Raw genomic sequence first — 22,996 nt, 5'->3', positions numbered from 1 at the left:
AAAGGCGCGGCCGGCACCAGGGGCAGGACGGCATTTCACCTCTGGGTTGATTTGCAAATTAAAAAGAGCAACCATGGCGTATGCCCGATACTGGCCTGCTGCGCGACGATGCCAGGGCCGCCCCGGTTTCCGCCGGGGAGGTCGTGGTCATCGGCCTCGGCTATGTCGGCCTTCCCATCGCCCTGGAGGCGGCGGCCGCCGGCTATGCGGTCACGGGCTACGACCTCGACCCTTCGGCGGCGCACGCTGCGGAGGCGGCGGCATCCGGCCTCGGGGGTGAAGGCCGCTTTCTCGCCACCGCCGACCCGCGCGCGCTGCCGCGGGCCGAGACCTGGCTGATCTGTGTGCCGACGCCACTCGACGGCGTGGGGCAGCCGGATCTGTCGCTGGTGCAGGCGGCGTTGGCCACCTGCCGGGCGGGGTTGCGGGCGGGGGCGCTCGTCTGCCTGGTCTCGACCTGCCAGCCTGGAGCGACCAACGGCATGTGCCGCGCGGCGCTGGAGGCCGACGGCTTCGTGGTCGGCCGAGACATCTTTCTCGCCGTCTCGCCGGAACGCGAGAATCCGGGCGGGGAGATCACCGGCCCACGCCGCATCGCGCGGCTGCTGGGCGCGCCGGACGCGGTTTCGCTCGCCCGCGCCCGGGCATTCTGGGAACGCATTGCGGAGCGCGTCATCACCGTCGCGACGCCCGAAATCGCCGAATGCGCCAAGCTGCTCGAGAACACCTATCGCCTGGTCAACATCGCCCTGATCGATGAGTTGCATCGCGGCTTCGCAGCGCTGGGCGTGCCGACACGCGCGGTGATCGAGGCGGCGGCGACCAAGCCCTTCGGCTTCGCACCATTCTGGCCGGGGGCCGGGGCGGGCGGCCACTGCATTCCTGTCGATCCCGGCTTCCTGCAAATGGAACTGGCCCGCGCCGGCGTGGCATCCGCGCTCATCGCCGCGGCCACGGAGGCCAATCGGCAGCGCCCCGCGCGCATCCTCGCGGCGATGACGGCGGCCTTCGGGGGCTCGCTGGCCGGGCGGCGCGTGCTGGTGCTCGGCGTGACCTACAAGCCGGAGGTGCCGGACCTGCGCGGTGCCGCGCCGATGGCCCTGCTGCATGGGCTGGCCCAACACGGTGCTGAGGTGCTGTGGCACGATCCTGTGCTTGGCCCGGCACCGGCGGGCCTGGGTGGCGCGCGGCGCGTGGAGCATCCCGCGGGTCACGATGCGGAGGCCGTGGTCCTCGGCGCGCCGCACCGGGCCTATGATCCGGCCTGGGTCGCGGGTCTCGCGCCGCTGGTGTTCGATCCTTTCGGGATGCTGCGGGGCGACAGCGTGCGGGCGGTCTGATGCCGGCCAGCCTTGCGGCTGACCTCGGTATCAGAGTCCTGGTTTCGCGCGCGACCGCCCCACCAACCCCGCGCGCCATACCGCCGCGCCTTGCCGCTGAACTCGACGGTATGGGTGACCGCCTGGAAAGTCCCGGGCGCCGTCGAGCCATTCGACAACGTGGTGCCGAATGGATCGCATGGCGAGGTGCAGGGCCGCGCGGGTCCGGAGGTGGTCCAGGAGCGGCGAGCGGTACTTCGCCTCAATCCTTAGCCAGCGCCCGCAGCGCATCGAGCACCCGCAGCAGCCGCGGTGCCAGCAACAGGTCGAGACCCGCCGCATGCCGCGCCGCTCGGTCATCCGACAGTGGTGCGGGCAGCAGCTCCACGAGGTCGGGATCGTCCGACACGGGGATGCGGCCGGCCAACAATGCCAGCGTCAATGCACCGGGGTCACCGACCGGCAGCGGCGCGTCGTGCCGCAGCGCTGCGGCGAGGCGCGCGGGGCCGCGCTCCCACACGGCGGCGCCGGCCGGGCCGGAGGTCACGCCAGCGGCGAAGGCAGCGCGCGCCTCGGCAATGGACAGCAGGCCGCAGGGCGGTGCGACGGCTTCCGTCACCAGGGCGGCCTCCTGCAGCAGAATGCCACGGCGGCGCGCGCGCGCAGGCACCACCACATCCGGCGCCCGTGCCATGGCGGCGTTGGAGGCGGCGTCGCGGTCGTCTTCGAGGAACCAGCCGACCGTCGGGCCGGCGAAGCCAAGCGCGCGCAGATGCGGCACCCAATCCACCCCGTCATGCGCACCGAGCAGGCGCAGGACGAGATCCGCCTCGATCCCCGAGCCAGGGGCGCGGGAAAGGACCTCCAGCGCCACCCCCCGCACCGCGAGCGCTGCGCGGGCTTCCTCGCATGCCGCGGCCGACAGGGATTCGGCGCAGCGGGGATCGATCAGCAGCAGCCGGGTTGGTCGATCCGGTGGCGCCAGGGCGCGACGCAGCGCCGCTGTCACCTCCGACCGGCGGTTCGGCGGCGGGGTGGGGGCGGCGAAGCGGTCGCGCACCGTCACCTGCTCCAGCGCCAGGGCCGCGCGCTGCCCGCTGCGCTGCGCGGCATGGGTGCGGTAGAACGCCACGGGCCAGCGCGCCTGGGCGACGCGTCCGCCCGCCTGCGCTGCGCGGAGCCACAATTCGTAGTCGAAGACGGCGGAGAGCGACGTGTCCAGCCGGCCGCCCAGCGCCTCCCAGAAGCGGCGGGCGATGAGCACCTCGGGTTGCAGGAAGAAGGCACCCGCGCCCCAGCGCCCGAAGACGTCGGCAAGGCCCGCGACGGTGAAGTCCGCCTGACCCTGCGCCAAGGGCTGCTGCAACCCCGTGATGCGGCGCGCCCGATGCGCCACAGCCCAGCCATGGACCAGATCCGCCGCCGGGTCCGACGCCCAGGCCGCGCCCAGCCGGTGCAGCGCCCCCGGTGCGAGCAGGTCATCGGCATTGATCCAGCCGATCAGGTCGGCGTCGGTCCCCGCGAAGCCTTTCAGGATGGCCTCGGCCGGCCCGCTGTCGCGCCCGACGATCACAGCGTGCAGCCGGTCGCGGTGGCGTGCCAGCACCTGGGCGGTGCCGTCGCTCGACCCGCCATCGACGACGACGTGCTCGACCGCCGGATAGGCTTGCGCGGCGACGGACAGGATCGTCTCCTCAAGCCAGGGACCCGGATTCAGGCAGGGCGTGACCAGCCGGATGCGAGGCCAGCGCGCGCCGGGCGGCAGCAGGCTTTCGAGGCCGCGCCGTGCGGCCTCGGGCGGGGCGGCGAAGGGCCAGGGCAATTCGCCGAATTGCGGCCAGGCCGCGCCGGCGAGCAGCGCTTCGCCTGCGGCCGGCAGACCGCCGAGTAACTCCGCGGCGCGGGGCACGTTGCCGGCCGCCAGCGCAGCATAGCCCGCATTGAAGCGCGCCGAGGGGTCGACAGGCAGCGCCGAATGGGCCGCGGCGAAGGCCATGGCGGCGCGCCCTGACCGGTGTGTCGCGGCATGGGCGAGGCCGGTAAGGCTTTGGATGGCCCCGAGGGCGGGCCGCGTGAGTCTGTCCAGCACAGCGAGCCCGCCACGGGCCCGCACGGCGTCGCCGAGGGCAAGCAGCAGGTCGTCCCGGTCCGCGTCCTCGACCAGCCGCGCCAGTTCTGCCATGTCCGCCGTCGGGGGCGCGGAGGGATCGCAGCAGGCCGCGGTGGTCAGGGCCTCCAGCAGGGCCCGGTCCGCGCCATCCTGCATGCTGCGCCGGAACGCCGGCAGGCCGGCGGCGAGGAACAGGCTGATCGTCGGGCCATCCGGACGCGCGTGCCAGCAGCGGCGGAGCAACTCGGCGGCGACGACAGGCTCGCCCGTAACATGCAGATGCGTGGCGAGTGGGATCACCCCGGCCTCCACGGCAGGGTCGGTCGTGGCATCGAGCGCGGCATGGGCGAGGGCGCGCGCGGATTCCGCGCGTCCCAGCCCGACATGCAGATGGGCCGCGCGCAGCAAGATCGCCGGATCGCCGGGCGCCTCCGCCACCGCGCGCGCCGCCGCGGCCACGGCCGTGTCGATGTCGCGCGCGGCCGCGGCGGCCTCGGCCTCGGCGAGGGCCTGCATCACTCGGCGGCGCGGGCCGGCACGGGCAGCACCGCAGCAAGGGAGGTGCGCACCACGATCGCCGCCGGTCCCGGCGCTGCCAGGGCAGGGGCGAGCCTGGTCAGGTCCGCCTCATTGTCGATGCGCGTCACGGGCACGCCGAAGGCTCCGCACCAGGCCACGAAATCCGGATTGGAGAGGGTGGTGCCGGAGACGCGGCCGGGATGGGCCCGTTCCTGATGGATGCGGATTGAGGCATAGGCGCCATTGTCGGACAGGAGCAGCTTGAGGGGAACGCCGCGCGCCACCGCGACGGCGAATTCGCCCGCGGTCATCAGCGCCCCGCCATCGCCGACCGCCGCGATCACCTGGCGGTCCGGAAAGCGCAGCGCCGCAGCGACCCCCGCCGGCACGCCGAAGCCCATGGCGCCGGAGACGGGCGCGAGCAGCCGCTGCGGCGGCACCCAGGGCACCTTGCGGTAGAAGGGCGCGCCGAAGGTGCCGGCATCGAGCGTCATGATCGCGTCCGGTGTCGCGAGGGCCCCGATGCGGCGAGCCACCTCGGCGAAGGCGACGCCGTCATTGTGCTGGCCGGGCCGTATGCCGGTATCGGCGACATGCAGCGCGCGCAGCCGCGCGGTCCAGGTGGCGCGCGAGGCCGGCGCGGCGGCGGTTTCCGACCCCACCGCGGCGACCAGCGCCAGTGCATCCACGGGAAGGGCGAGCTCGGCCGGGAATAGCCAGCCGAGGAAACGCGGATCGGCGCAGACATGCACGAGGCGCTGCCCCGGCGCGGGCCAGGTCCAGCCCTGGGTCGTGATGTCGGTCAGCCGCGTGCCGAGCGCCAGCACGAGATCGGATTCGGCGAAGGCCGCGCGCTGTGCGTCCGGGTTCCGCAGGCCGAGGTCGCCCGCATAGAGCGCATGGCCGTTGGGGAAGAGGTCCTGCCGGCGGAAGGACACCGCGACGGGAAGCTGCCAGGCCTCGGCGAAGGCGCGCAGTGCCTCGCGCCCACCGGGCCGGTCGAAGGCATGGCCGGCGAGCAGGATCGGCCGTTCCGCCGCGCGCAGCATTGCGGCGAGTTCCGCGATCTCGGCTGGGGCGGGCAGGGCGGGCGCGGCCCGCGTCGCCGGCAGCAACGGCGCGGCGCAGGGTTCCGCCAGCACGTCCTCGGGCAGGGAGAGCACCACCGGGCCCGGGACACCCTGCATCGCCATGGCATAGGCGCGGGCGATCAGCTCGGGCACCTGGTCGGGGTCGGTCGCCTCGCCCACCCATTTCGCGATGCCGCCGAACATCCGGCCGTAGTCGATCTCCTGGAAGGCGTTGCGGCGCAGGTCCCGCTTTTCGACCTGACCGACCAGCAGGATCAGCGGCACCGCATCCTGTTCCGCCGTATGCACCGCGATCGAGGCATTGCAGGCACCCGGCCCTCGGCTGACCAGCACCACCCCCGGCCGCCCGGTCATCTTCGCATCCGCCACCGCCATGAAGCCGGCCCCGCCCTCGGACCGGCAGGTGACGAGGTCGATCCCATCATGGGCATGCAGCGCATCGAGCAGCGCGATGTAGGATTCGCCCGGCACGCAGAAGGCGCGGTCGATGCCCTGGGCGGCGAGGAAGTCGATCAGGCGTTCGGCGGCAGTCGGCATTTGCGGTGCGTTTCCCTGTGTCTTGCCCACCCGGTAACGCGGTGGCGCCGTCCGGTCCATGCCGGGTGTGGCGCGGCGCGGCGATCACGCTATGGTCCGCCTATGCAGGCAAGGCGCGACCCCTTCGCTGGGAACGGGCGACGCCGGGCCCTAGGGAGACGTTCTCGATGCTGCACCGCCGCGCAACCCTTGCGCTTGCCGTCACCTCTGGCTTCGCCGCGCCGCGCCTTGCTGCCGCGCAGGCCGGATGGCGGCCCAACCGGCCCGTCCGCCTGATCGTCCCCTTCGCCCCGGGTGGGTCGAACGACATCGTCGGGCGCATCGTCGCGGAAGCGGCCGGCCAGATTCTCGGCCAGCCGGTGGTGATCGAGAACCGCGCCGGCGCCGGCAGCGTCATCGGCACCGAGGCCGCCGCCCGTGCCCCCGCCGACGGCTACACCATCCTGATCAACAGCGCGCATGCCACGGTGCCCGCCATCGTCGCGCGCGTGCCCTACGATGCCGTCGCGGATTTCGTCGGCGTCGCGGTGGCCGGCTTCTCGCCCTATGTCTTCGCGGTCAACCCGCAGGTCCCGGCGACCACGGCGCGGGAACTGGTGGCGCTGCTGAAGGCCAATCCCGGCCGCTACAACATGGCGACCGCCGGCATCGGCAGCGGTGTGCATGTCGCTGCCGAGCTGTTCCGCAGCACCGAGGGCGTCCAGGCCGAACTGGTGCACTATCGCGGCGGCGGCCCGGCCGTGGCCGCGCTGATGAGCGGCGAGGCGCAGCTCGGCACGCCGACCATGGCGTCCTCGCTGGGCCAGGTGCGGGGCGGGGGTATCCGGGCCCTCGCCGTGTGCTCGGCTGAGCGCAGCCCCGCCTTGCCCGACGTGCCGAGCGCCGTCGAAGCCGGCATCCCCGGCGTGATCCTCGAGGAGTTCTTCCCGATCCTCGCGCCCAAGGGCACGCCGCCCGAGGTCGTGGCCGGCCTCGGCGCCGCCTTCCGGACCGCGATCCAGCGGAGCGCGGAGAAGATGCGTGACCTGGCCGGCGTGAGCCCGCGCGCGGGCTATGACACGCCGGAGAAGGTCATGACGCTCGTGCGGGAGGGGGTGGACCAATACACCTCGATCCTGCGGGCGGCCGGCGTGCAGCCGGAATGACCCGCGCCCCGGATGCGCCGTCGGGCGCATCCGGGATGGCGGAACGACAGGGAGGAACAAGGACAATGAACATCTCACGGCGCCCGCTTCTGCTGGCGGGCCTGGCTGCGCCCGGAATCGCCCGTGCGCAGGCCGCCTGGCGGCCGGACCGGCCGCTGCGCATCATCGTGCCCTTCGCGCCGGGCGGTTCGACGGATGTCGTCGCCCGCGTGCTGTCGGACACGGTGGCCGCGCAGCTCGGCCAATCCATCGTCATCGAGAACCGGGCCGGCGGCGCGGCGGGCCTCATCGGGTCCGAGGCCGTGGCGAAGTCGCCGCCCGATGGTTACACCGTCCTGCTGCATTCCAATGCGCATGTCATCGCGCCATGCCTCGTCTCGCGCATGCCTTATGACGTGGTGGGGGATTTCGCCTCCGTCGCGCATCTGGGCCGGGTGCCGCAGGTGCTGGTGGTCAACAACGCGCTGCCGATCACCGACATGGCCAGCCTGATCGCCTGGCTGCGGGCCAATTCGGGGAAGATCAACTTCGCCTCGGCCGGCATCGGGTCCGGCAACCACTTGGCATCCGAAGTCCTCCGCAGCGCGCTGCCGGGGATCGAGATGGAGATGGTGCAGTTCCGCGGCGGCGGGCCGGCGATGCAGGCGGTGATCTCGGGCAGCGCGCATCTGTGCATCGACCCGATCCCCTCTGCGGTGGGGCACATCAAGGGCGGGTCGGTGCGGGCCATCGCGGTGGCGGGGCCGACGCGGTCCTCCGCCCTGCCGGACGTGCCCTCGGCGACCGAGGCGGGGCTGCCGGCCTGGGACATCGCCGCCTGGTTCGGTGCCTTCGTTCCCGCGCGCACGCCGGCCGCAGCGATCGCCGCGTGGAATGCGGCCTTCAATGGCGCGATGGAACGTCTGCAGCCGCGGTTGGTGGAACTGGCGGTCGAACGGCAGCCGCAGATTGCGACGCCCGCGGCGATGGATGATTTCGTGAAGGCGGACCTGATCCGGGTGGCCGCGATCCTGCGGGCGGCAGGGGTTCGACCGGAGTGATCGCGGGTGGGCCGGAAAGGGGCTTCGCCCCTCTCCGGACCTCTTCCCACCAAAGGCCGAAAGGCCTTTGGAAACTAATACTTGGCTCAGAGCGCCACGGCGCGGATCGATGCCGAATGTCTCGCCTGCGCGCGGAGCGCGGCAAAAGGGAATGACCGTGGCGCCCGGCGCCAGATGCCGGCGGTCCAGGCCGCACTGCGGCCTGGCGGGGTGAGGTTTGGAGAGGGGCGGCGCCCCTCTCCCATGCGACGCGAAGGAGGATACGCCATCATCAAGATCATCACCTTCCTGGCGCGCCGGCAGGATCTGCCGGCGGATGCCTTCCACGCCGCGTGGCGCCACGCGCGTTCGGCCGCGTTGCCGGGCCTGCGCGGCTGCGTGCTGAACATCCCGCTCGAGATCCATTCACGCAGTGATGTCGCCCTGCTCGACATGGATCCGATCGACGGCATCGAGGAACTCTGGTTCGACGATCTGGCGACGGCCGAGGCGATGTTGGCCGCCACGCGCGATGCCGAGGCGGGCTATCGCGGCGCCAGCCGCAGCTTCGTCACGGCCGAGGCGTGGCAGGTCTCGATGCCGCCGGGTCCGCGCCCGGGCGTCAAATCCTTCACCGCCATCCGCCGTCGCGACGATGCGACGCCGGAGGCCTTCCAGCACGCCTGGCGCGAGGTCCATGGCGCCATGGCCGCGACCGTGCCGCTGCTGCGCGGCTTCGTGCTGTCCGGCATCGTCGCGGAACGCCCGACACCGGGCCCCGCGCTGCGCATGGCCCTGCCGCTGGACGGCATCGCGGAGAGCTGGTGCGCGGACATGGACGCCCGTCGCGCCATGGTCGTCTCGCCCGAGGCGCAGCACTGGTTCGCCGATGGCGCGACCTTCCTGGGGCAGGTGAAGACCTTCCTGCTGCGGGAGGCAGTCCTGCTGGCGCCGCCGGTCAGCGCGGCGCCGCGGCCCGTTCCAGCCGGTCGTTGATCGCCGCGCCGAGACCGTCCGTCGGCACCGGCATCACCGCGATGCGCGCCAGCCCGAGACGCTGGCCCTCCGCGTCCAACCGTCGCAGGCCGGCGAAGAGCTGGGCGGCCGCCTCGCGCGCGTCGCGGGTTTCCGACATCTGGAATACCGCCCCCGCCCCGGGCAGGGGCGGGCCGAAGGCGAGCAGCGCCTCATCGGCCGACACCGCCTCCGCCCCCAGCCGCACCGGCAGGCTTGGCGCGTAGTGCGACAGCATCATGCCGGGCGAGCGCAGCGACCGGCTTGCCTGGACGGCCGAGAGCGGGATCGGGCGGGCGACCGGGCCGATCACCGCTTCGATGTCCTCCGCCGGCACGCCGCCCGGCCGCAGCAGCGCCGCCCCGCCGGCGGCGAGGTCGAGCACCGTGCTCTCCACCCCCACCGTGCAGGGTCCGCCATCCAGCACGGCGGCGATGCGGCCCGACAGCCCGTGCAGCACGTGATCGGCCGTGGTCGGGCTGACCTGGCCGGACCGGTTGGCGGACGGCCCGACCACCGGCCGTGCGACCGCGCGCAGCAGGGACAGCGTGACCGGATGCGCCGGCACCCGCACCGCCAGCGTGTCGAGCCCCGCCCCGGCCAGCAGGTCGATGCGGCAGGCCGGGCGGCGCGGCAGGACCAGGGTCAGCGGGCCGGGCCAGAAGGCCTCTGCCAAGGCGTGGGCGCGGTCATCGGGGATCACCTCGGTGAAGGCCGCGGCCGCGTCGGGGAAGTGGCAGATCAGCGGATTGAAATGCGGGCGGCCCTTGGCCTCGAAGACCGCGGCCACGGCGCGCCCGTTCCAGGCATCGGCGCCGAGGCCATAGACCGTCTCGGTTGGGAAGGCGACGAGCTCGCCCGCGCGCAGCAGCGCGGCGGCGCGGTCGATGGCCTCGGGGGGCAGGCGCTCGGTCATGCCGGCAAGCCCTCGACGATGAAGGGCTGGTTGGTCCAGCCGGGCTTCCGATAGGGCAACGGCCCGCCGCCCTGCATCAGCCGCAGCGTCCCGCCGGCCGCTTCCAGCACGGCCTGCGGCGCCGCGGTGTCCCATTCCATGGTCTGGCCGAAGCGCGGATAGAGATCGGCGCCGCCCTCCGCCACGCGGAGGAACTTCTCCGCCGAGCCGATATTGACGATCCGCTGCACCCGCCGTCCGGTGAGGAAGCGCGTCATGCGTGGATCGTCCGGGTGATGCCCGCTGCCCATGACCACCAGGCCTGCCGCCGGCGGGCGACGCACCGCGATGGGCCGCGTGCCGGCCCCGTCGCGCTTGAAGGCGCCGGCGCCAATCCGGCCCCAGAACAGCTCGCCCGTGGCCGGCAGCGCCACGGCGCCCAGCACCGGCCGGCCCCGGTCGACCAGCCCGACATTCACGGTGAAATTGTCGCGACCGGCGGCGAATTCGCGCGTCCCATCCAGCGGATCGACCAGCCAGAAGCGGTCGCCCGGATCGCGCGGGGCGGTGCCGGCCTCGATCTCCTCCTCGGCGATCACCGGGATGGACGGTGCCGCGGCGCGCAGGCCCTCGACGATCAGCGCCTCGGCGATACGGTCGGCCTCGGTGACGGGGGACCGGTCGGATTTGCGCTCGATCACGAAGCCCGCGGCGCGCACCGCGGTGATCGCGGCGGCGGCCTGGTCGGCAAGGCGCACGGCAAGGGCGAGCAGGGCATCATCATCCATGATCACGGGGGTGTGGCGCCGCGGCGCGGCCCCGGCAAGCCCCGCCACTGGCCGTGCCGAGGCCTGGGGCGTAATCTGACCGCCACACTCGCCGCCCGCACGGAGTCACCATGCCCGACATCGCCTTCACGAAGCCCGCGCTGCCGCGTGCGGGTGCGCTGGTCCTCCTGCTGGCCGAGGAAGCGCCGCTCGCGGGCCTCGCCGCCGAGGCCGACGGCGCCACCGCCGGCGCCATCGCCCGCGGCCTGGAAGCGGCGAAGTTCAAGGGTCGCAAGGGGCAGACCACGACCCTCTGGGCGCCCGGGGCAGGCCTGACCAAGGTGGTCGCGATTGGCCTCGGCAAGGTTGCAGACCTGACCGAGACCGGCGCCGAGGCTGCCGGCGGCACCATCGCCGGCGCCGTGGCGCAGGAGCGTGAGGCCCTGGTCGCCGCCGATGGGCTGACCCCGGACCAGGCGGCCTCCGTCGCGCTCGGTACGGTACTGAAGTCCTACCGCTTCGACCGCTACCGGACGAAGGAGAAGGAGGAGGACAAGCCCAAGCTCGAGCGCCTGGCCGTCGCCGTGGCCGACGTGACGAAGGCCAAGGCCGCCTTCGCGCCGCTGCAGGCCATCGCCGATGGCGTCTTCCTGACGCGCGACCTGGTCAGCGAGCCGCCCAACGTCCTGACCCCGGTGGAATGCGCTGAACGCTGCAAGGCCCTGACCAAGCTCGGCGTCGAGGTCGAGATCCTGGGGCCGAAGGAGATGAAGAAGCTTGGCTTCGGGGCGCTGCTCGGCGTCGCGCAGGGCAGCGTGAACGAGCCGCGCATGGTGGTGATGAAATGGATGGGCGCGGCCAAGGGCAAGAAGGCCGCGGCGAAGCCCGTCGCCTTCATCGGCAAGGGCGTGACCTTCGATACCGGCGGCATCTCCATCAAGCCCGCGGGCGGCATGGAGGACATGAAGTGGGACATGGCCGGCGCCGGCACGGTGATCGGCCTGATGGCGGCACTGGCCGGCCGCAAGGCCAAGGCCGATGTGGTCGGGCTGGTGGGGCTGGTGGAGAACATGCCCTCCGGCACCGCGCAGCGGCCGGGGGACGTGGTCAAGACCGCCTCGGGCCAGACGGTCGAGGTCATCAACACCGACGCCGAGGGCCGACTGGTGCTGGCCGATGTGCTGCACTACGCCATCGAGACCTTCGACCCGCGCTTCATGGTCGACCTGGCGACGCTGACCGGGGCGATCATCATCGCGCTGGGGCATGAGCATGCGGGCCTGTTCAGCAACGACGACACGCTGGCCCAGCGCATCGAGGCCGCCGGCAAGGCGGTCGGCGAGGCGGCCTGGCGCATGCCGCTCGGGGATGCCTATGACAAGCAGATCAAGTCCGACATCGCCGACATGAAGAATGTCGGCGGCCGGCCGGGCGGGTCGATCACCGCGGCGCAGTTCATCCAGCGCTTCGTGCAGGGCAAGCCCTGGGCGCATCTCGACATCGCCGGCACGGCCTGGAGCAGCAAGGACCTGCCGACCGCGCCCAAGGGTGCCACGGCCTATGGTGTGCGCATGCTCGATCGCTTGGTGGCGGAACACTACGAGGGCTAAGTCCCGATTCATGATCGCGGTCGAATTCCGCCGCGGGGCCCCGGGGGCCGAGCGGGTCTGCATCCTGCCCATCGTGCAGGGAGTGGTCCCGCCCGAACCGGTCGCCGCCGCCGTCAATGCCGCCCGCTTTACTGGTGCGGCGGGGAAGGTGCTCGACCTGGTGGGCGCGCCGCGCCGGCTGGTGGTCGGGCTCGGGCCGCTGCCGAGCGCGCGGGAGGCCGAACGCGCCGGTGCGGCCGCCGCACTGGCCGCTGGGGCGGTGAGCGAGGTCGCGCTGGCCGGAGAGGGCTTCGCGCCCGAGATCGTCGCGGCGCTGGCTGCCGGGGTGGCGCTCGGCGCCTGGCATTTCGATGAGTTGCGCAGCCGCGACGTGCCGCGCCGCATCGAGCGCCTGATCGTCCACACCCCGGACGTCGAGGCGGCGGAGGATGCCTTCGCCGCCCTCGCGCCCGGCGTGGCCGGCTGCCTGCTGGCGCGCGACCTGGTCATCGAGCCCGCCAATCGCCTGACCACCCGCCGCTTCGCCAAGCGCCTGCGCGCGTTCGAGGAAGAAGGCATCGAGGTCACGGTTCATGGCCGCACATGGCTGAAGCGGCACGGTTTTGGCGGGCTGCTGGCGGTCGGTGGGGGTTCCGAGACGCCGCCGCGGCTGGTGGTGCTGCGCTGGCGCGGCGTGCTGCCCGCACCCCCCGTTGCCTTCGTCGGCAAGGGCATCGTCTTCGACACGGGCGGCATCTGCATCAAGCCGGCGGCGGGGATGGAGGCGATGCGCGCCGACATGGCCGGCGCCGCCGCCTGTGCCGGCGCGATGCTGGCCCTGGCGCGACGGAAATCCCCCGCGCCCGTCGTCGCAGTCCTGGCGATCGCCGAGAATGCCACCGGCGCGAGTTCCTACCGCCCCGGCGATATCATCCGCACGGCGTCCCGCCGCACGGTCGAGGTGATCGACACCGATGCGGAAGGGCGGATGGTGCTGGCCGATGCGCTGCATCATGCCATTGCCGCCTTCCGGCCGCGCGCGGTGATCGACCTCGCCACGCTGACCGGGTCCATCATCACCGCACTCGGGCATCATCGCGCCGGGCTGTTCGGCAATGACGCGGCGCTGATGGCGAGCCTCGCCGCGGCCGGGGAGGCGGTGGGCGAGCCCTTCTGGCCCATGCCGATCGGGGCGCGGCACCGGGAGGACCTCGCCTCGGACGTCGCCGACCTGAAGCAGTGTTCCTCGGAGACGTCCCGCCTGCTGCCTGATGCATGCCACGCCGCGGCCTTCCTGCGCGAATTCGTCGGCGAGCGCCCCTGGGCGCATGGCGACATCGCCGGGATGGACACGGCCGATGCGCCGCACGCGCTTGGCCCCGCCGGCCCGACGGGCTTCGGGGCGCGGATGCTCGACCGGCTCGTCGCCATGCGGTTCGAGGCGGAGCCCTGAGCCTGCCATGGCCGAGATCGGCTTCTACCACCTGACCCGGACGCGGCTGGACCAGGCGCTGCCGCGGCTGCTGGGGCGGGTGCTCGCCACCGGCGGGCGCGCCTTCGTGTTGTGCGGGGAAGCCGAGCGGGCCAAGGCGCTGGACGCCGCGCTGTGGGTCGCGCCGGACCCGGACTGGCTGCCGCACGGCATGGCGGGCGGGGAGAACGATCCGTTGCAGCCGATCCTGCTTGGCACGGCCGATACCTCCCCCGGAAACGGCGCGCGCTTCCTGTTCCTGGTGGACGGCGCGGACAGTGCACGGCTCGGCGATTACGACCGCGTGCTGGACCTGTTCGATGGCGGCGACGAGGGCGCCGTCGCCGCGGCGCGACGGCGCTGGGTGGCGGCCAAGGCGGCGGGGCACGCGCTGACCTATTGGCAGCAGGGGCAGTCGGGTTGGGAGAAGCGCGGCTGAGCCTCTGATGTGCTGGCCGCTGCGGGATAATGCCTTCTGGAAATGCTACCTAGAGTTGTTTTCCGCAACACTGTTACAATCATTACTTGCATTTCTGTGAAGGAGCATGCATCCTTAACGAGGAGTAAGGGCCCGATCATCGTTTGGTGATCACTCATTGAGCGGTGTCAGGAAGGGGCGTCGTGCGGAAACGGAGAGTATTCTACTGGGCAATCTGTCTTTCTTGCCTTGCGATAAGTGCATCAATATTCTCCAGTGTGTATATATCAAGAATTAGAGCGGAAAGAAATTTGCTTCTTGATTTATCTGAATACGCCAAAATAACTTTAGGAAGATTCAATGATACTATATCCCAGGCCAATACTGCCCTGGGAATCATATCGAGCGAGCAGTGGGATGATTGTTCGCCGGCTCATATAGGGCGCATGAGGCAATTAAGCGTCGATATTATGACGATCGATGAGATCGTCTATTATAGAAATGGGCGCTTGTCCTGTACAATTTGGGGAAATACGAACCGGGCGATTCTGGAGAGAGCACCCGATCATACTCTGCCGAACGGTGTTGGAATCACGTTGAACGTCGAGTCGACGGTAAGCCGTGGGGGCTCCATGGTGGCCGTGAGCCATCGTGGCCATGCCGTCCTCGTCAAGCCGCAGAGGATGGTGGACGTCCTGCTCGACACGCATGCGACCCTCGGCGTCGCCATGGATGGGGGAAGGCTGGTCGCGCTGTCCGGCTCCGCGGATCCCGAACTGTTGGCCGTGCTGACCAGCGGGCCGGCTGTCGGCGCGGATGCACGCCATTTCTATGCCTCTGTCGGCGGGCCGGGTTTCATCGCCTTCGCGATCGCCGAAAGGTCCGCGATCGAGGGGCGATGGCGGGAGGAACTGTGGCTCCTGCTGCCACTTGGGGGTGTCGTTTCGCTGGTGCTCGTCGCGACGGTCGCCTGGTTCTCGCGTCATCGCCTCTCGCTCCGGAGCGAACTGGCGAGCGCGATCAGGAACGGGGAGCTCGTCGTCCACTACCAGCCGATCATGTCCCTGGGCACCGGGCGTTGCGTGGGGGCCGAAGCGCTGGTGCGCTGGCAACAGCCGGATGGCCGCATGATTCCCCCTGATTCCTTCATTCCCATCGCCGAGGAGTTCGGCCTGATCGCCGACATCACCGATTTCATGATCGATCGGGTGGTCCGCGACCTGGCCGATATGCTCGCCATTGACCGGTCGGTGTATGTCGCCATCAACATCGGCGCGAGCGACATCGGGAGCGGCCGCTTCCTGCCGGTCCTGGACCGTGCCCTGGCGCGCTGGAATGTCGCCGCGCCGCATGTCTGGCTGGAAGCCACGGAGCGCGGCTTCGTCGATGCCGATGCCGCACGGAAGACCATCACCGCAGCGAGGGCGGCGGGGCATCTCGTGGCGATCGACGACTTCGGGACCGGCTATTCGAGCCTGTCGCTGCTTGAGAAGCTGCCGCTCGATGCGCTCAAGATCGACAAGGCCTTCGTCGATTCCATCGGGAAGGACGCGGCGACCAGCATCGTCATTCCGCACATCATCGGCATGGCGAAGGAACTCAGCCTGGCCATCGTGGCGGAGGGGATCGAGACCGAGGAGCAGGTCGACTATCTTCGGAAGGCGGGCGTGAAGCTCGGCCAGGGCTGGCTCTATGCCAAGGCGATGCCGCTGGGCGACATCATCGACTATTACGGGCACAACAAGGCCGGTCCGTGGGACGGGGTCCCGGTCGATGCCCTGGATCAGGCGGATGGCGCCTGACCCTGGACCGGACAGGCGCGCAGCGTTCTTCCCTGCCGTAGCTTACCCTTCGATGCGGATGCCCGTCACATCCACCAGGCGCTGCCACCGCGCGACTTCCTCGCGCTGGAAAGCCGCGAAGGGCTCAGCCGGCATCGGGGCCGCGACGAAGCCCTGGCTGTTCAGCCTTTCCCGCATCGCAGGCTGGGCGAGGATGCCCATCAACGCGTCGGACAGGCGCGTCACGACCGGGGCCGGGGCGTGGGCCGGAGCCCACAGGCCGAACCAGGCGTCCACGGCCAGGTCCTGCGCGTTCAGCTCGGCGAAGGTCGGCACGTCGGGGGTTTCCGGCAGTCGCGCCGGCGCCCCAATGCCGAGGGCCCGCAGGCGGCCGTCCTTCACAAGCGCCACGACCTGCGGCCAGGTCGAGACGAAGAAGTCGACCGTGCCTGCAACGGTGTCCGTCGTCGCCTGCGCGCCGCCGCGATAGGGGATGTGGGTCGCGTTCATGCCCTCGCGGCGGACGAAGGTCTCGGCGATGACGTGGCTCGCCGAGCCGGCTCCGGAGGACGCATAGGTCACGCGCCCGCCATTCTTGCCCTTGGCCGCGAGCTCGGCGAGCGTCCGCGGCCCGTTCGCGGGCACCACCAGCGCGTGATGCACGGCCGCAAGTCGCGCGATCGGCGCGAAGTCGGCGACCGGGTCATAGGGCAGGGACCGCAGCATGGCGGCATTGGCCGCATGGGTCTGGTTGTTGCCCAGCGCCAGCGTGTAGCCATCGGGCGCCGCCTGCGCGACCGCCTGGGTGCCCACCACGGCCGCACCGCCGGGGCGGTTGTCCACCACGAAGGCGCTGCCCGGGATCGCGTCCTGCAGCGCCGCGGCCAGGGTGCGGGCCAGCACGTCGGTCGATCCGCCCGGCGGATAGGCCAGCACGATGCGCACCGGGCGGGCCGGCCAAGCCTGGGCCTGGGCGATAGCGGGCAGGGCGATGACGGGCGTGGCGAGCAGCGCGCGGCGGCGGATCATGGCGGACCTCTCTCCCGTGTGGCGCGACGGCGCCGATCACCGGACCGTGTTGGCGCATCGTGCCGCGCCGGTCCAGTCGTGCCGCGCGCATGTCACACATCCTTTCGTTGTATTTCTGGCCCGCGGGTGCCTAGGCTTGGGGCTTGCTGGATCGGATTTCCAGCAGTGGGAGGGGCAGGATGGAAAGCATCGCACCACCCCGGCCGGCCGAGCAGGCCGCCCGCGTCCCGGTGAAGCGGGATGTCGCACCGGAGCCGCCCACCGGCCGTGCCCTGTGGCCGACCTTCATGCGGCGGACCCTGGAAGACGAGAAGGTTCGCGCCTGTCCGCAGGAGAAGCGCAAGCCGCAGTGACGGCGGGCGGAGTTGACCTCACCCAAAAGCCGAAGGCCCTGGAACACCGCTGATGGGTTGCGGGTGGCGTGGTCGCTTGTGCGCTGGGTTCGACGCTCGTCGGGCCCGTGCTGCCGAGCGTCAGATGGCGGCTCCCTAAGGTCTTCCTGACCAAGCGGGCGCTTGCGCCGAAGAATTGGAGAGGCTTTGCCCCTCCAAACCAACCCACCCAAGGCCGAAAGGCCTTTGGAAACCTCGATTTGGCGCCGGGCGCCGCTGACAGAACGGATGCCGAAACCCGCTCTTGCGCAGGAAGGGCGCTTGGTGGGCGTAGAATGCCTGCAGTGCCCAGTACCAATGGATTGCGGTCCAGGATGCCCAGCATCCTGGCGGGGTGGTTCGGAGGGGCAGGGCCCCTCCGGTTGCCGCTTCAGCGGGTCTATCCAGGTTGCTGCGAAGGGCCTTCGGCCTTTGGCGAGGGTAGCCCCAGGGGGCAGGACCTCACGCCGCGTCGAGTTGCGCCGACAGTTCCAGCCACTCCTCTTCCAGCGCCGCGACATCCTTCGCGATCGCGGCGCGGCGGGTATTGGCCCAGGTGATGTCCTCGGGCTTGAAGCGCGCATAGGTCGCAGGGTCGGCGAGGCGCTTCTCGATCAACGCATCCTCGCGCGACAGCCGATCGAGCGCGGCTTCGACGTCCTTCAGCCGGGCGCGCAGGGGCGCGGTGGCGACGCGCGTGCCGGCGCGTTCGCGGCGCGCCTCGGCCCGGGCGTCGCCGGTGTCGGCCTTGGCCCCGCCGCGCGCGCGTTCGGCGAGCAGTGCACGATAATCATCAAGGTCGCCGTCGAAGCTGCTCACCGTCCCGTCCGCCACCAGCCACAGCCGGTCGGCGGCGAGTTCCACCAGATGCGGGTCGTGGGTGATGAGCACCACGGCGCCATTGTAGTCGGCGAGGGCCTTCACCAGCGCCTCGCGCGCATCGATGTCGAGATGGTTGGTCGGTTCGTCGAGGATCAGCAACTGCGGCGCGTCGCGCGTGGTGAGCGCCAGTAGCAGGCGGGCCTTCTCGCCGCCCGACAGCGCCGTGATGCGGTTGTCGGCGCGGTCGGCGTCGAGGCCGAAGCGGGCGAGCTGGGACCGGCATTGCGTCTCGGTCGCCTTGGGCAGGGCGGCCTGCATATGGGTCAGCGGCGTGCCGGACAGGTCCAGCTCCTCGGCCTGGTGCTGGGCGAAATAGCCGACCCGCAGGCGCGCGTTGCGGAACTGCGTGCCGCCCTCGGCGGTCAGGCGCCCGGCGATCAGCTTCGCCAGGGTGGACTTGCCGTTGCCATTGGCGCCGAGCAGCGCGATGCGGTCGTCCTGATCCAGACGCAGGGTCAGGTTGCGCAGGATGGGCGGGCCACCATAGCCGACCGAGCAGCCATTCAGGGACAGGATCGGCGGCGGCAGCTCGTCCGGCGAGGGGAAGGCGAAGCGGACGGGGGTATCCTCGACCACCGCCTCGATCGGCGGCATGCGTTCCAGTGCCTTGATGCGGGACTGCGCCTGGCGGGCCTTGGACGCCTTGTAGCGGAAGCGGTCGATGAAGGATTGGATATGCGCGCGCTCGGCGGCGATGCGCTCGTTGGCGGCGGCCTGCTGCGCTGCGCGTTCGGCGCGCATACGCACGAAAGTGGCGAAGTTGCCCTGGTAGAGGGTGATCTTCTGCTGATCGAGATGCGCGATGGAATCGACGCAGCGTTCCAGCAGCCCGCGATCGTGGCTGACCACGATGGCCGCGCCGGAGAAGCGCTGCAGCCAGGATTCCAGCCACATGGTCGCTTCGAGGTCGAGGTGGTTGGTCGGCTCGTCCAGCAGCAGCAATTCGGGTTCGAGGAACAGCGCGCGGGCCAGCGCCACGCGCATGCGCCAGCCGCCGGAGAATTCGCGCGACGCGCGCGCCTGCGCCCCTGCATCGAAGCCGAGACCGGAGAGGATCGCGCCTGCCCGCGCCGGCGCGCTGTCGGCGCGGATGGCGATCAGCCGGTCATGAATCTCGGCGAGGCGCGTGGGGTCGGGGTGGCTGTCGGCCTCAGCGAGCAGCGCGGCGCGCTCGGTGTCGGCGGCGAGCACGACATCGAGCAGGCACTCATCCCCGCCCGGGGCTTCCTGTGCCACATGGGCCATGCGGGCGCGCTGGGCGAGGCGGATCTCTCCGCCATCCGGCTGGAGGTCGCGGGTGATGGCGCGCAGCAGGGTGGACTTGCCTGCGCCGTTGCGCCCGACCAGTCCGACCTTGCGGCCGTCGTCGATCTGCAGGTTGGCGCCGTCCAGCAGCGGCCGGCCGGCGACGCGGATGGTCAGGTCGCGGATGGAAAGGACGGTCATGGGGGCGGGGTTTTAACGCCTGTCTGGGAATTTGCGATGAGGGTTTCGGCGATGCCGCAAGAGGCCGCCGACCCGAACGATCTGCTTTGCATTTGACGTGCGGCCCGTCTCCGCGCAAATACTTAACTTAATGGTTCATCATCAGCATCAACCGCTCGACCGCATCTTCGGCGCACTGACCGACCCCACCCGCCGGGCCTTGTTGGCGCGGCTTGCCGAGAGTGACGGGCTGACCGTCAGCGAACTCGCCCGCCCGTTGCCCATGTCGCTGCCGGCGGTGATGAAGCATCTGGATGTGCTGGAGGGGGCGGGTCTCGTCGCGCGGCAGAAGACCGGGCGGACCGTCACCTGCCGATTGGTCGCCGCACCGCTGGAGGACGCCATGACCTGGCTGCAGCGCTACGCCCGCTTCTGGGAGGAGAGCCTCGACCGCCTGGCCGCCGCGCTGGAGCGCAAGCTGTGACCGTGGTGGCGCCGAGCCTGACCCTGGTGCGCCGGCTGCGCGCGGCACCCGAGCGCGTCTTCGCCGCCTGGACCATGGCGGAGACGCTCGCGACCTGGTTCGGGCCGCACCATACGCGGGTGGAGGAGGCCGAGGTCGATGCCCGCCCCGGCGGCAGCTTCCGGGTGGTGCTGCGCGAGGACAATGGCGGGCGACATGAGGTGGCAGGCCGCTACCTCGACATCACGCCCGACCAGGGCTTGGTCTTCACCTGGGCCTGGCAGAACGCACCCGAACGGGAATCCCGCGTCACCGTGCGCCTGCGGGCAATCCCCGAAGGCACGGAACTGACCCTGACCCATGACCGCTTCGCCGATGAGGCGACGGCGACGCGCCATACGCGGGGCTGGACGGAATCGCTCGAGCGCCTCGCGGCGCGCTTCGCAACGGAGGGAATGGCATGACGCAGGTGAAGCTGCTGCTCGGCACCAAGAAGGGCGCCTTCATTCTGGATGGCGATGGGGATCGCCGCGACTGGGCGCTGCGCGGGCCGTTCTGCGAGACCTGGCCGATCAACCATGTCATTGCCGACCCCGCGACCGGGACGATCTGGGCCGCCGGCGGGAATGAATGGTTCGGGCCGGCGGTGTGGCGGTCGACCGATGTCGGGGAGAGCTGGACGCATTCCAGCACCGGGCTTGCTTATCCGGCCGGGGAGACGCCGATCAAGGCGGCTTGGTCGCTGGCGTTGGGGCCGGACGGGACGCTGTGGTGCGGGGTCGAGCCGGCCGGGCTGTTCCGCAGCGACGACCGGGGCGAGACCTGGACACAGGTGACCGGCCTGACCAGCCATCCGAGCCGCGCCGACTGGCAGCCTGGCGGCGGGGGCATGATCCTGCACGGCATCCTGCCGCATCCGGCGGATGCGGACCGGCTGTGGGTGGCGATCTCGGTGGCGGGCGTCTTCGCGACCGAGGATGGGGGTGCGACCTGGGCCCCGCGCAACCGCGGCACGCGACAGGATTACGCGCCGGAGGAGCAGCGCTATCCCGAGCACGGCCAGTGCGTTCATGCCCTGGCCATGGCGGCGGGCATGCCGGACCGGCTCTATCAGCAGAACCATTGCGGCATGTACCGCAGCGAGGATGGCGGGCGGGTCTGGACCAGCATCGAGGCCGGGCTGCCGTCCTCTTTCGGCTTTCCCGCGGTGGCGCATCCGCGCGACCCCGATACGCTGTATCTGCTGCCGCTGAACGGCGATCAGGCCGGGCGCTACATGCCCGATGCCGCGGCGGCGGTGTGGCGCACGCGCGACGCGGGTGCGAACTGGCAGGCCCTGCGCGACGGGTTGCCGCAGCAGCACGCCTATTTCGGGGTGATGCGGCGGGCCATGGCGGCGGACCGGCTGGACCCGGCCGGGGTGTATTTCGGCACCAGCGGCGGCGGGCTCTACGCCAGCGCCGATGAGGGCGAGGCCTGGACCTGCATCGCCGAACACCTGCCGACCATCCTCAGCGTCGAGACGCTGGTCCGCGATGGCTGACCCGGTCACGGTCCTGTTGCCCGAGGCGCTGCGCCGTCTGTTCCCCGGCGCTCCGCGGCAGGCCGAGGTGACAGCGGGAACGGTGGCGGAGGCAATCGCGGCGCTGGATCGGCTGTGGCCGGGGATGGCGGACCGGCTGTGCGATTCGACGCCGGCGATCCGCCGGCACCTCAACATCTTCGTCGATGGCGAACGTGCCCGGCTCGACACCCCGATCCCGCCGCGCGGCGAGATGCTGGTGATGACCTGGATCAGCGGGGGGTAGGGCGCGCCCGGCGAGAGGGTCCGCCTCGCGCCAAGACGCCTTGCCGACGTGGCGGCGGCCATTCTCCCAACCGCTGATGGATGCACGCGATCTGGATCGGACTGCTACACGCTATTCCATGCCCCGACGGGGCGGAACGCTATCGTCTGGTTGCGCGGCCACCATCGAGCACCCACCCGGCCGGGCGGGACAAAGCTTGAGCGGATGACGCCGCATTGAGTTGGGGACGAACCGGATGTCCAATCAATCCACCCGCCGCGACATGCTGCTGGCCGGCGCCGCCGCAACGCCCGCCAATGTCCAGTTGGCGCAGGCCGCACAACAGGTCCAGGCGCAGACGGCGCGGTCCCGGCAGTAGGGCGACTCGGTGGGTCGGCCACTCCCTTTCGGTTGGGGAGTGGCCGCCGGCCCTAATGCAACGTGAAGACCCCGTTCGCGAATTTCAGCTCCGCTGCCCGGGTCAGCGCGGCCGATGCGACGCGCACCGAATGCAGCGGCCCCTCGATCTCGCGCTGCCAGAAATCCAGGAACCGGGTCAGTTCCGGGAACTCCGGCGCCAGGTCCACCTTCTGCCAAATATAGGCCTGCAGGACATGCGGGTGGTCCGGCAGGTGGTAGAGCAACTCGGCGGTGGTCATCCGCCAGTCGGGGATACGGAGGATCGGTTCCAGTCCCTGCAGCACCGTTTGCAATCCTTTCCCTTGGGAGTGGTCTGCCGTGCGGTTCCTGTCTTCTTCGACGGCTGTTGCTGCGCCATCTGTCACCAGGATGACATGTGCGCTGCACCCAAACGCAAGATAAATCTTTTAGTTTCAGGCCATTAGCACTCTCGCTCGGCGAGTGCTGCCAAACGCTTGACTGTGCCGGAGCGGCGGCTTAGATCGCTGGCACTCCTCTGGGGGGAGTGCTAACGGCCGGGGCGTTCCGGACGACCGGCCAGGCTTCCCAGGGCGAGCCGTCATCAACCCGAGGCTCAGGAGAGAGAGGACATCATGGCTTTCCGTCCCCTGCACGACCGCGTTCTGGTTCGCCGCGTCACCGCGGAAGAGAAGACCGCCGGCGGCATCATCATCCCCGACACCGCGAAGGAAAAGCCGCAGGAAGGCGAAGTCGTCTCCGTCGGCTCCGGCACCATCAACGACAAGGGCGAGGTCCGTCCGCTCGACGTGAAGGCCGGCGACCGCATCCTGTTCGGCAAGTGGTCGGGCACCGAGGTGAAGCTCGATGGCGAGGAGCTCCTGATCATGAAGGAGTCCGACATCATGGGCATCATCGAGGGCACTGCCGCCGCGAAGAAGGCCGCCTGAGGCGCCGCTTCCGCGAACCGACCGACCCAACACAGA

Annotated in this window: 22 protein-coding genes; 15 read left to right on the top strand and 7 right to left on the bottom strand. The window is 70.9% G+C overall.

Going from position 1 to position 22,996, the window contains the following annotated elements:
• The first annotated feature begins 80 nt into the window (after positions 1-80).
• Positions 81-1,340, top strand: a complete 1,260-nt coding sequence (locus KPL78_RS24880) for a nucleotide sugar dehydrogenase (RefSeq protein WP_219765681.1) — start codon at positions 81-83, stop codon at positions 1,338-1,340.
• A gap of 241 nt (positions 1,341-1,581) precedes the next feature.
• Here the strand turns inward: KPL78_RS24880 and KPL78_RS24875 are convergent, their stop codons facing one another.
• Both KPL78_RS24875 and KPL78_RS24870 read right to left on the bottom strand, forming a co-directional pair.
• Positions 1,582-3,945, bottom strand: coding sequence for a glycosyltransferase (locus KPL78_RS24875; RefSeq protein WP_219765680.1), 2,364 nt, complete (start codon positions 3,943-3,945; stop codon positions 1,582-1,584).
• On the bottom strand, positions 3,945-5,576 hold the full coding sequence (locus tag KPL78_RS24870) for a thiamine pyrophosphate-binding protein (protein ID WP_219765679.1): 1,632 nt from the start codon (positions 5,574-5,576) through the stop codon (positions 3,945-3,947). Before KPL78_RS24870 ends, KPL78_RS24875 begins: the two co-directional genes overlap by 1 nt.
• A gap of 167 nt (positions 5,577-5,743) precedes the next feature.
• Between KPL78_RS24870 and KPL78_RS24865 the strand changes: the two genes are divergently transcribed.
• The 3 genes from KPL78_RS24865 (at position 5,744) to KPL78_RS24855 (ending at position 8,736) form a co-directional block, all read left to right on the top strand.
• Positions 5,744-6,721 carry a Bug family tripartite tricarboxylate transporter substrate binding protein gene (locus KPL78_RS24865; RefSeq protein WP_219765678.1) on the top strand — a complete coding sequence of 326 codons (978 nt, stop codon included), beginning with the start codon at positions 5,744-5,746 and terminating at the stop codon, positions 6,719-6,721.
• 65 nt (positions 6,722-6,786) lie between these two features.
• A complete protein-coding gene (locus KPL78_RS24860; RefSeq protein ID WP_219765677.1) occupies positions 6,787-7,761 on the top strand; it encodes a Bug family tripartite tricarboxylate transporter substrate binding protein in 975 nt (324 codons plus the stop codon).
• A 243-nt stretch (positions 7,762-8,004) separates the two neighbouring features.
• Positions 8,005-8,736, top strand: coding sequence for an EthD domain-containing protein (locus KPL78_RS24855; RefSeq protein ID WP_219765676.1), 732 nt, complete (start codon positions 8,005-8,007; stop codon positions 8,734-8,736).
• Here KPL78_RS24855 and KPL78_RS24850 read toward each other — a convergent pair.
• Both KPL78_RS24850 and cysQ read right to left on the bottom strand, forming a co-directional pair.
• A complete protein-coding gene (locus KPL78_RS24850) occupies positions 8,699-9,670 on the bottom strand; it encodes an L-threonylcarbamoyladenylate synthase (RefSeq protein ID WP_219765675.1) in 972 nt (323 codons plus the stop codon). The genes KPL78_RS24855 and KPL78_RS24850 overlap by 38 nt on opposite strands.
• Entirely contained in the window at positions 9,667-10,437 is a 771-nt protein-coding gene (gene cysQ / locus KPL78_RS24845; protein WP_219765674.1) for a 3'(2'),5'-bisphosphate nucleotidase CysQ, read from the bottom strand. Before cysQ ends, KPL78_RS24850 begins: the two co-directional genes overlap by 4 nt.
• A gap of 110 nt (positions 10,438-10,547) precedes the next feature.
• Here cysQ and KPL78_RS24840 point away from each other — a divergent pair, with 110 nt between their 5' ends.
• The 4 genes from KPL78_RS24840 (at position 10,548) to KPL78_RS24825 (ending at position 15,696) form a co-directional block, all read left to right on the top strand.
• A complete protein-coding gene (locus KPL78_RS24840) occupies positions 10,548-12,026 on the top strand; it encodes a leucyl aminopeptidase (RefSeq protein WP_219765673.1) in 1,479 nt (492 codons plus the stop codon).
• A 10-nt stretch (positions 12,027-12,036) separates the two neighbouring features.
• Positions 12,037-13,458, top strand: a complete 1,422-nt coding sequence (locus KPL78_RS24835) for a leucyl aminopeptidase family protein (protein WP_219765672.1) — start codon at positions 12,037-12,039, stop codon at positions 13,456-13,458.
• Positions 13,459-13,465: 7 nt separating this feature from the next.
• The gene (locus tag KPL78_RS24830) at positions 13,466-13,915 is read left to right on the top strand and encodes a DNA polymerase III subunit chi (RefSeq protein ID WP_219765671.1); all 450 of its coding nucleotides are present in this window, start codon (positions 13,466-13,468) and stop codon (positions 13,913-13,915) included.
• Between the two features lie 164 nt (positions 13,916-14,079).
• On the top strand, positions 14,080-15,696 hold the full coding sequence (locus tag KPL78_RS24825; protein ID WP_369412848.1) for an EAL domain-containing protein: 1,617 nt from the start codon (positions 14,080-14,082) through the stop codon (positions 15,694-15,696).
• 42 nt (positions 15,697-15,738) lie between these two features.
• Here KPL78_RS24825 and KPL78_RS24820 read toward each other — a convergent pair whose 3' ends face one another.
• Positions 15,739-16,704 carry a Bug family tripartite tricarboxylate transporter substrate binding protein gene (locus tag KPL78_RS24820; RefSeq protein WP_219765669.1) on the bottom strand — a complete coding sequence of 322 codons (966 nt, stop codon included), beginning with the start codon at positions 16,702-16,704 and terminating at the stop codon, positions 15,739-15,741.
• 179 nt (positions 16,705-16,883) lie between these two features.
• Between KPL78_RS24820 and KPL78_RS24815 the strand changes: the two genes are divergently transcribed.
• Positions 16,884-17,057 carry a hypothetical protein gene (locus KPL78_RS24815; protein WP_219765668.1) on the top strand — a complete coding sequence of 58 codons (174 nt, stop codon included), beginning with the start codon at positions 16,884-16,886 and terminating at the stop codon, positions 17,055-17,057.
• 480 nt (positions 17,058-17,537) lie between these two features.
• Here KPL78_RS24815 and KPL78_RS24810 read toward each other — a convergent pair whose 3' ends face one another.
• Positions 17,538-19,403, bottom strand: coding sequence for an ABC-F family ATP-binding cassette domain-containing protein (locus KPL78_RS24810; RefSeq protein ID WP_219765667.1), 1,866 nt, complete (start codon positions 19,401-19,403; stop codon positions 17,538-17,540).
• A gap of 130 nt (positions 19,404-19,533) precedes the next feature.
• On the opposite strand from KPL78_RS24810, the gene KPL78_RS24805 reads away from it, so the two are divergent.
• The 5 genes from KPL78_RS24805 (at position 19,534) to KPL78_RS30455 (ending at position 22,011) form a co-directional block, all read left to right on the top strand.
• Complete coding sequence (locus KPL78_RS24805; RefSeq protein WP_219765666.1) at positions 19,534-19,866, top strand: ArsR/SmtB family transcription factor; 333 nt, start codon at positions 19,534-19,536, stop codon at positions 19,864-19,866.
• Positions 19,863-20,309, top strand: coding sequence for an SRPBCC family protein (locus KPL78_RS24800; protein ID WP_219765665.1), 447 nt, complete (start codon positions 19,863-19,865; stop codon positions 20,307-20,309). Before KPL78_RS24805 ends, KPL78_RS24800 begins: the two co-directional genes overlap by 4 nt.
• On the top strand, positions 20,306-21,388 hold the full coding sequence (locus tag KPL78_RS24795) for a WD40/YVTN/BNR-like repeat-containing protein (RefSeq protein WP_219765664.1): 1,083 nt from the start codon (positions 20,306-20,308) through the stop codon (positions 21,386-21,388). The genes KPL78_RS24800 and KPL78_RS24795 overlap by 4 nt, the downstream gene beginning before the upstream one ends.
• Positions 21,381-21,653: a ubiquitin family protein gene (locus KPL78_RS24790; protein WP_219765663.1), complete on the top strand. Its 273-nt coding sequence runs from the start codon at positions 21,381-21,383 to the stop codon at positions 21,651-21,653. Before KPL78_RS24795 ends, KPL78_RS24790 begins: the two co-directional genes overlap by 8 nt.
• Before the next feature lie 235 nt (positions 21,654-21,888).
• Positions 21,889-22,011, top strand: a complete 123-nt coding sequence (locus KPL78_RS30455) for a hypothetical protein (protein WP_255569418.1) — start codon at positions 21,889-21,891, stop codon at positions 22,009-22,011.
• Positions 22,012-22,063: 52 nt separating this feature from the next.
• Here the strand turns inward: KPL78_RS30455 and KPL78_RS24785 are convergent, their stop codons facing one another.
• On the bottom strand, positions 22,064-22,336 hold the full coding sequence (locus KPL78_RS24785) for an usg protein (protein WP_432761294.1): 273 nt from the start codon (positions 22,334-22,336) through the stop codon (positions 22,064-22,066).
• Positions 22,337-22,645: 309 nt separating this feature from the next.
• On the opposite strand from KPL78_RS24785, the gene groES reads away from it, so the two are divergent.
• Positions 22,646-22,960 (top strand): co-chaperone GroES, encoded by a 315-nt coding sequence (groES, locus tag KPL78_RS24780; RefSeq protein WP_219765662.1) that lies wholly within the window; start codon positions 22,646-22,648, stop codon positions 22,958-22,960.
• Positions 22,961-22,996 lie beyond the last annotated feature (36 nt).

The sequence above is a fragment of the Roseomonas alba genome (genome assembly GCF_019430885.1).
GTDB classification, from domain to species: Bacteria; Pseudomonadota; Alphaproteobacteria; order Acetobacterales; family Acetobacteraceae; genus Neoroseomonas; species Neoroseomonas alba.
Note: the sequence above shows the minus strand (reverse complement) of the source record. Positions and strands in the feature narration are given on the sequence as shown.